At 70.9% G+C, this 7,405-nt stretch carries 5 protein-coding genes; 2 read left to right on the top strand and 3 right to left on the bottom strand.

Annotated features, from left to right (window positions below; genetic code table 11):
- Positions 1 to 275: 275 nt before the first annotated feature.
- The 3 genes from AB0E02_RS36610 to pgsA are packed head-to-tail and all read right to left on the bottom strand — an operon-like array spanning position 276 to position 3,018.
- On the bottom strand, positions 276 to 1,433 hold the full coding sequence (locus AB0E02_RS36610) for a glycosyltransferase family 4 protein (protein ID WP_362148180.1): 1,158 nt from the start codon (positions 1,431 to 1,433) through the stop codon (positions 276 to 278).
- The gene (locus tag AB0E02_RS36605; protein ID WP_362148177.1) at positions 1,430 to 2,365 is read right to left on the bottom strand and encodes a phosphatidylinositol mannoside acyltransferase; all 936 of its coding nucleotides are present in this window, start codon (positions 2,363 to 2,365) and stop codon (positions 1,430 to 1,432) included. The genes AB0E02_RS36610 and AB0E02_RS36605 overlap by 4 nt, the downstream gene beginning before the upstream one ends.
- Positions 2,362 to 3,018, bottom strand: coding sequence for a phosphatidylinositol phosphate synthase (gene pgsA, locus AB0E02_RS36600; RefSeq protein ID WP_362148174.1), 657 nt, complete (start codon positions 3,016 to 3,018; stop codon positions 2,362 to 2,364). The genes AB0E02_RS36605 and pgsA overlap by 4 nt, the downstream gene beginning before the upstream one ends.
- 263 nt (positions 3,019 to 3,281) lie before the next feature.
- Here pgsA and AB0E02_RS36595 point away from each other — a divergent pair, with 263 nt between their 5' ends.
- Together AB0E02_RS36595 and AB0E02_RS36590 are read left to right on the top strand one after the other, a co-directional pair.
- Positions 3,282 to 5,480: an elongation factor G-like protein EF-G2 gene (locus AB0E02_RS36595; RefSeq protein ID WP_362148171.1), complete on the top strand. Its 2,199-nt coding sequence runs from the start codon at positions 3,282 to 3,284 to the stop codon at positions 5,478 to 5,480.
- Between the two features lie 231 nt (positions 5,481 to 5,711).
- Complete coding sequence (locus tag AB0E02_RS36590) at positions 5,712 to 7,391, top strand: hypothetical protein (protein WP_362148168.1); 1,680 nt, start codon at positions 5,712 to 5,714, stop codon at positions 7,389 to 7,391.
- The last annotated feature ends 14 nt before the right edge of the window (positions 7,392 to 7,405 follow it).

Below are 7,405 nucleotides of genomic sequence, written 5' to 3'. Positions count from 1 at the left end.
CCCACACTCCCCCACGGGGTGGGGAGGGGCGGGTGGGGCCGGTTGTGTGGACGTAAAGCGACAGCAGTCCACACAACCGGCCCCGCAGGCCCGTCACCGCACCCGACACACACCCAGCCCGCCGCAGGCGCAACGGCGAGACCACCCGCGGCGGGACGGCCAAGTACGTGCGCGGCGCCGCAAAGCGCACAACGGCAAGCCCCGCGGCGGGACGGCCAAGTACGTGCGCGGCCCCGCAAAGCGCACAACCGCAAGCCCCGCGGCGCCACGGACGACTACGTGGGCAGAACCGAAGCCGCCCCGGCCGTCACCGTTTCGTAGACCGCGAGGATGTCCGCGCCGACCGTGGACCAGTCGAAGCGGCGGACGTGGCGGGTGCCGCGGGTGCGGAGTTCGGCGAGGCGGGCCGGGTCGCCGAGGAGGCGGACCGCCGTGGTGGCGAGGGCGTCCGCGTCCTCGTTGGTGAAGAGTTCGCCGGCCTCGCCCTGGTCGAGGACCTGGGCGAACGCGTCGAGGTCGCTGGCGAGTACGGGGGCGCCGGCGGACATGGCCTCCACGAGGATGATGCCGAAGGATTCGCCGCCCGTGTTGGGGGCGATGTAGAGGTCGACGCTGCGGAGCAGGCGGGCCTTGTCCTCGTCGCTGACCATGCCGAGGAATTCGACCCGGGAGCGGAGTTCGGCGGGGAGGGTGGCGACGGCCTCTTCCTCGTCGCCGCGGCCGGCGACGAGGAGGCGGGCGTCGGGGACCTCGGCGAGGATCTTGGGCAGGGCCTTCATGAGGACGGGCAGGCCCTTGCGGGGTTCGTCGATGCGGCCGATGAAGCCGATCGTGGCCGCCCGTCGTCCCTCACCGTCCTCGCCGGAGGTGCGCACCGATTGCCATGCGGCCTTGGGTTCGGCGCGGGCGAAGAAGTCGACGTCGACGCCGTTGGGGATGACGACGGCGTCACCGCCGAGGTGTTCGACCAGGGTGCGGCGGGCGTATTCGCTGACCGCGATGCGGGCGCTGATCTTCTCCAGGGCGGGCTGGAGGATCGGGTAGGCGGCGATCATCGCGCGGGAGCGCGGGTTGGAGGTGTGGAAGGTGGCCACGATCGGGCCCTGGGCGGCCCAGCAGGCGAGCAGGCCCAGGGAGGGTGAGGCCGGTTCGTGGATGTGGATGACGTCGAAGGCGCCGTTCTGCAGCCAGCGGCGGACCCGGGCGGCGGAGAGGAAGCCGAAGTTGAGGCGGGCGACCGAGCCGTTGTAGGGCACGGGTACGGCGCGGCCGGCGGAGACGACGTAGGGCGGGAGGGGGGTGTCGTCGTCGGAGGGGGCGAGGACGGAGACCTCGTGGCCGAGCCGGATGAGGTGCTCGGCCAGGTCGCGGATGTGGAACTGCACGCCGCCGGGGACGTCCCAGGCGTAGGGGCAGACGATGCCGATCTTCACGCCGTCTCCGTTCCGGGCTCGCGGGGCTCCAGGTCGGCGAGCCACAGGCGCTGGAGCATGTGCCAGTCCTCGGGGTGGTCGGCGATGCCGGAGGCGAAGGCGTCGGCGAGCGCCTGGGTCATCTGGGCGGCTTTCTCGGGGCGGGTGCCGGTCTCGGGGACCTCGATCTCCGGGTGGACCCGGCCGCGCATGACGGGGGTGTCGTCGTACCAGAGGGTGACGGGCAGCAGCATGGCGCCGGTCTGGAGGGCGAGCATCGCCGGGCCGGCGGGCATCTTGGTCTCCTCGCCGAAGAACTTGACCGGTATGCCGGAGCTGGACAGGTCGCGGTCGGCGACCAGGCAGACCAGGCCGCCGGCCCGCAGGCGGTGGGCGAGGGTGCCGAAGGCGGCGCCGCCGGTGTGCGGCAGGACCTCCATGCCCAGGCCCTCGCGGTAGGCGACGAAGCGGTCGTAGAGGGATTCCGGTTTGAGGCGCTCGGCGACGGTGGTGAAGGGGGTGTTGAGCTTGGTGGTGACCCAGACGCCCGCGAGGTCGTAGTTGCCCATGTGGGGCAAGGCGAGGATGACGCCGCGGTCGCTCTTGAGGCCGTCGGTGAGGTGGTGGACGTCCTCGGGGACGAAGCCGTTCCTTATGCGGTCCTTGCTCCAGGCGGGGAGGCGGAAGGACTCCATCCAGTAGCGCATGTACGAGCGCATTCCGGCGCGGGAGAGCTCGGCCAGGCGCTGTGGGGAGGCGTCGGGGACGACCCGGGCGAGGTTCGTCTCCAGGCGGCGTACGCCCTTGCCGCGGCGCTTCCAGGCGGTGTCGGCGATCTGCCGGCCGAGGCGTACCGCGACGGCTTCGGGCAGCCGTTTGACGGTGCTCCAGCCCAGTCCGTAGAGCGCGTCGGTGAGTGTGCCGGTGTCGATCCGCGGCAGCCGCGGGCTCATGCGCTGTTCCCCCCTCGTGCGATGGCGTCGGCCTCGGCCGATTCGCGGCGTACCGTCACCACGCGCTGGCCGAGGGTGACGGTGCTGCCGATGGCGACGATCCACAGGGCGATCGGCAGCAGTGTTTCGATGCCGGGTACCCCGAATTTGTGCAGACCCGAGAGGCCGCAGGCGACGAGGGTGATGACCAGCCGTTCGGCGCGTTCCACCAGGCCGTTGACGGCCACCGGCAGTCCGATGGCCTCGCCGCGGGCCTTGGTGTACGAGACGACCTGGCCGCTGGCCAGGCAGAAGATCGCGATGGCGCAGAGGATCAGGCTGTTGCCGCCGCCGGCGTACCAGAGGGCCAGCCCGCCGAAGATGGCCGAATCGGCGACCCGGTCGAGGGTGGAGTCGAGGAAGGCGCCCCAGCGGCTGGAGCGGCCCAGTTGCCGGGCCATGTTGCCGTCGACGAGGTCGGAGAAGACGAACAGCGTGATGACGACCGTTCCCCAGAAGAACTCGCCCTGCGGGTAGAAGATCAGCGCGCCGGCCACCACGCCGCCGGTGCCGATGAGGGTGACCGCGTCCGGGCTGATGCCGAGGCGGATGAGCAGGGCGGCGAACGGCGTGAGAACACGCGTGAAGAAAGCACGCGCGTACTTGTTCAGCATGGCCTTCCCGAAGGTCGATACGGGCCGCGCGGTCAAGGGGCCACCGGCTGGCCCATCGTAGCCACGAGGTCTGCGGCCACCACGAAGGCATCGCGGCGCAGGGTGCATCCCGCGGCTCGGGCCGGGCGGCGTGCGCCTCCGGGCGCGCGTGCGGGCCCCTTGGACCCCTTGTGAGCGCGGGGGCGCTGTGCCATCTATGGACGGCTGATGACCACGGTGGAAAGCTCGAATCACCGCAAAGTGTCGACCTGGAGGCGAGACACATGAGCGAGAAGACGAGTACACACCCGGGAGCCGCCGGAAGGGCGGTAACGGCCGGCCGGCCCACGGACCTGCGGAACGTGGTGCTGGTCGGCCACAGCGGATCGGGAAAGACCACCCTGGTCGAGGCGCTCGCGCTGGCGTCCGGCGCGGTCAACCGGGCCGGGCGGGTCGAGGACGGTGGCTGTCTGTCGGACTACGACGAGATCGAGCACCGCCAGCAACGTTCGGTACAGCTGTCCCTGGTCCCGGTGGACTGGGGCGGAATCAAGATCAATATCCTGGACACCCCCGGATACGCCGATTTCGTCGGGGAACTCAGGGCCGGTCTGCGCGCAGCGGACGCGGCCCTTTTCGTCGTCTCGGCGGCCGACGGTGTGGCCGGCGCGACCCGCATGGTGTGGGACGAGTGTGCGGCGGTCGGGATGCCGCGGGCGCTGGTCGTCACGCACCTGGAGGCGTCCCGGTCCGACTTCGACGAGATGACCGAGCTGTGCCGGGCCACCTTCGGCGGGGAGGATCCGGACGCCGTGGTGCCGCTCTATCTGCCGCTGTACGGGACGCCGGGTGCCGATGGCCACGCCCCCGTACGCGGTCTGATCGGCCTGCTCTCCCAGCGGGTCTTCGACTACTCCTCCGGGGAGCGCGCCGAGCGGGAGCCGACCGCCGAGGAGCTGCCGCTGATCGAGGAGGCCCGCGGCCGGCTGATCGAGGCGATCATCGCCGAGAGCGAGGACGAGTCCCTGATGGACCGCTACCTCGGTGGTGAGGACATCGACATCAAGACGCTCGTCGGTGACCTGGAGACGGCGGTGGCCCGCGGCACCTTCCATCCCGTGCTGGCCGCGGCCCCGGCCGCGGAGGGGTCGAAGCAGGGGCTGGGGACGGTCGAGCTGCTGGAGCTGATCACCGGTGGTTTCCCGACGCCCGCGGAGCGCGAGGCGCCCGCGGTGACCACCCCGGACGGCAGGCCGCGCCCGGTGCTCGCGTGCGATCCGGCCGGTCCGCTGGCCGCGGAGGTGGTCAAGACCTCGTCCGACCCGTATGTCGGCCGGATCTCGCTGGTCCGGGTCTTCTCCGGCACGCTGCGTCCGGACGAGACGGTGCACGTCTCGGGCCACGGCCTCGCGGACCGGGGGCACGAGGACCACGACGTCGACGAGCGGGTGGGCGCGCTGTCCGCCCCGTTCGGCAAGCAGCAGCGTCCGCTGCCGCAGGCGATCGCCGGTGATCTGGCGTGTGTGGCGAAGCTGACCCGTGCCGAGACCGGCGACACCCTGTCCGCGAAGGACGATCCGCTGCTGATGGAGCCCTGGTCGATGCCGGACCCGCTGCTGCCGGTCGCCATCCAGGCGCACAGCAAGGCGGACGAGGACAAGCTGTCCCAGGGCCTGGCCCGGCTGGTCGCGGAGGATCCGACGATGCGGCTGGAGCACAACCAGGACACCCATCAGGTGGTGCTGTGGTGTCTGGGCGAGGCCCATGTGGACGTGGCGCTGGAGCGGCTGCGGACCCGGTACGGCGTCCAGGTCGACACCGTGCCGCACAAGGTGCCGCTGCGGGAGACCTTCGGCGAGTCCGCCGCGGGCCGCGGCCGGCACGTCAAACAGTCCGGTGGGCACGGCCAGTTCGCGATCTGCGAGATCGAGATCGAGCCGCTGCCGGGCGGTTCGGGCATCGAGTTCGTGGACAAGGTCGTGGGCGGTGCGGTGCCGCGGCAGTTCATCCCGTCCGTCGAGAAGGGGGTGCGTGCCCAGGCCGGGCGCGGGGTCGCCGCCGGGCATCCGCTGGTCGACATCCGCGTCACGCTGCTCGACGGCAAGGCGCACTCGGTCGACTCCTCGGACGCCGCGTTCCAGACGGCGGGTGCGCTGGCACTGCGGGAGGCGGCCGCCGACGCCCGGATCGATCTGCTGGAACCGTTCTGCGAGGTCAGTGTGATGGTTCCGGACGAGTACGTGGGGCCGGTGATGAGTGATCTGTCGGGGCGCCGCGGCCGGGTCGTGGGCACCGAGCAGTCCGGGGCCGGCCGTACCGTCGTCCGCGCGGAGGTGCCGGAGATCGAGATCGGCCGGTACGCGGTCGACCTGCGGTCGCTCTCGCACGGCACCGGCCGGTTCTCCCGGGTGCACCTCCGGCACGAACCGATGCCGCCGCAGCTCGCCGCGAAGGTGCAGGAAGCGGCCGGGGACGGCGGCTAGTTGACGCCGGATCAGACCTGAAACCGCCCTGAATGCGCCCGGAAAGCGCCCGGAAAGGAACCTGACACAGCCCCGAATCAGCCGTCGTCCGGCTCAACTCCCTTGGGGTGGACGGCGGCTGTACGCTGAGGTCCTGCCGTTGACCAGGGTGTGACGGACACCTGTTCGGCGGCGGCGACGCGGGGTCACAGGTGTGCCGTCGGCGGAAGTCGGGAAGAGCCGCATCATCGGATGCGAGCGGTGTGGGGGGCGGTAGTGGCAGACGGCTTTGACTTCAGTCCTGGGGCGCAGGTGCCGCTCTCGGGGAGCGCCGGTCAGACGGCGGCGACCCAGGCACTGGCCTCGGCCGCCTACCGTGACGATCCGCTGGTCGCCATCGCCAAGGCGGACTCCGACACCGCCAAGGCCGAGATCAAGAAGCCGAAGCTGTCGCTGTTCGAGCCCAATCTGGGGGAGGCGTTCGCGCGGGCGGTGCAGGTGCGGATGCTCGGTGGCGGCCGCAAGCCGCTGATCCAGTCGTTCGGCATCGAGCCGCAGACCGTCGTCGAGCACTGCCTGTCGGCCACCCGCATCCGCAAGCAGCGGGATTCCAAGCTGACGGTGCTGATGGTGCTGTTCGGCGTGGTGTTCCTGCCCGGTGTGCTGCTGTGGCTGGGCGTCTTCCAGCTGCGGAAGATGCTCTCCAAGGACGGCGAGGGCAACGGCGTCTCGCTGCTCGGCGCGACGCTGCTGACCGTGCTGGCCGGTCTCGGGCTGTTCTTCATGGTCAAGCTGCCGATGACCGGCTTCTGGCCGATGTACGCGCGGGCCATGATGATCGCGCCGATGATCGGCTGGTGGTGGGCCAAGCAGATCTGCGAGAAGACCGCGGTGGCCATGCGGGAGTCGTGGAAGGGGCTGCTGGAGGGCGGCGGGGTGGCCGCGAAGATCCCCGAGGCGGTGCCGCAGGACCCGAACCAGACCGCCGCCGAGACCCTCCGTCAGAACCTCGCGATGGTCACCGCCGAGCAGAACAGCAACGTGGTCTTCTACGCCGGCCCCAAGGGCATACTCGGCATGGGTACCCGCTGGGGCAGCTGGCAGCTCGCCGAGGAGCTCAAGCCGGCCCAGGAGGGCACCGAGATCCACCCGTTCCGCAGCTGGGACGTGATCCGGGCGATCCACGACAAGCTGCGGCTGCTGGAGCGCAGCCCGTTGCACACCGGCGGTTTCCCCACCCCGTCCGTGCGCCATTGGATCGTCTCCCCGGTCGGGGAGAAGGCCGCCGCCGTCGCCCGGCCCGAGGGCGCGCACGTGGAGGCGTACCAGATCCGCGGGCACGAGATAGAGCGGATCTGCAACGAGCAGCAGTTCGGCAGCGGCAACCGCCACTACCTCGGTGTGCAGTTCGTGCTGTGGGACGGCCAGTTGGTGATCACGCTGATGATCACCGTCACGGTGCTGCACGAGACGCTGCGCATCGAGGTGACCGGCCATGCCCTCGGTCCGGTGAACGGCCTGTTCACGACCAAGCCGGAGCCGAAGACCAAGGACGTCGCCAAGGTCGTCAAGTTCTGGGAGACCAAGACCCAGCACCTCCCGCTCATCGAGCCCAAGGAGGTGGTCCGGCTGGCCGCCCGGGCGCCGCTGACGTGGTTCCCGCCGGTGCTGGACTTCCTCGGCGGGAAGCTGACCCTGCCCGAGCCGTTCGGTCTGCGGCACGTCTGGGCGGACAAGCCCTGGCGGCACCGCTTCATGGCCGATGACGCGCTGCGCGCCGCGACCCCGGTCCTGCGCACGGTGCACGCCGCCGCCATGGGCGTCCTGGCGGAGCACGGCGTGGACACCGAGCGCTTCACCAACCGTTCGCTGGTGCTCAGCGGCATGATCCAGGGCGTGGAGCCGCAGAAGGCCGACGAGTACAACGCCTAGCCGGGGGCCGGGTC

The organism is Streptomyces sp. NPDC048196, assembly GCF_040652715.1.
In the GTDB taxonomy this organism is placed as follows: Bacteria; Actinomycetota; Actinomycetes; order Streptomycetales; family Streptomycetaceae; genus Streptomyces; species Streptomyces siderophoricus.
This window is presented reverse-complemented; position numbering and strand designations above follow the sequence as displayed.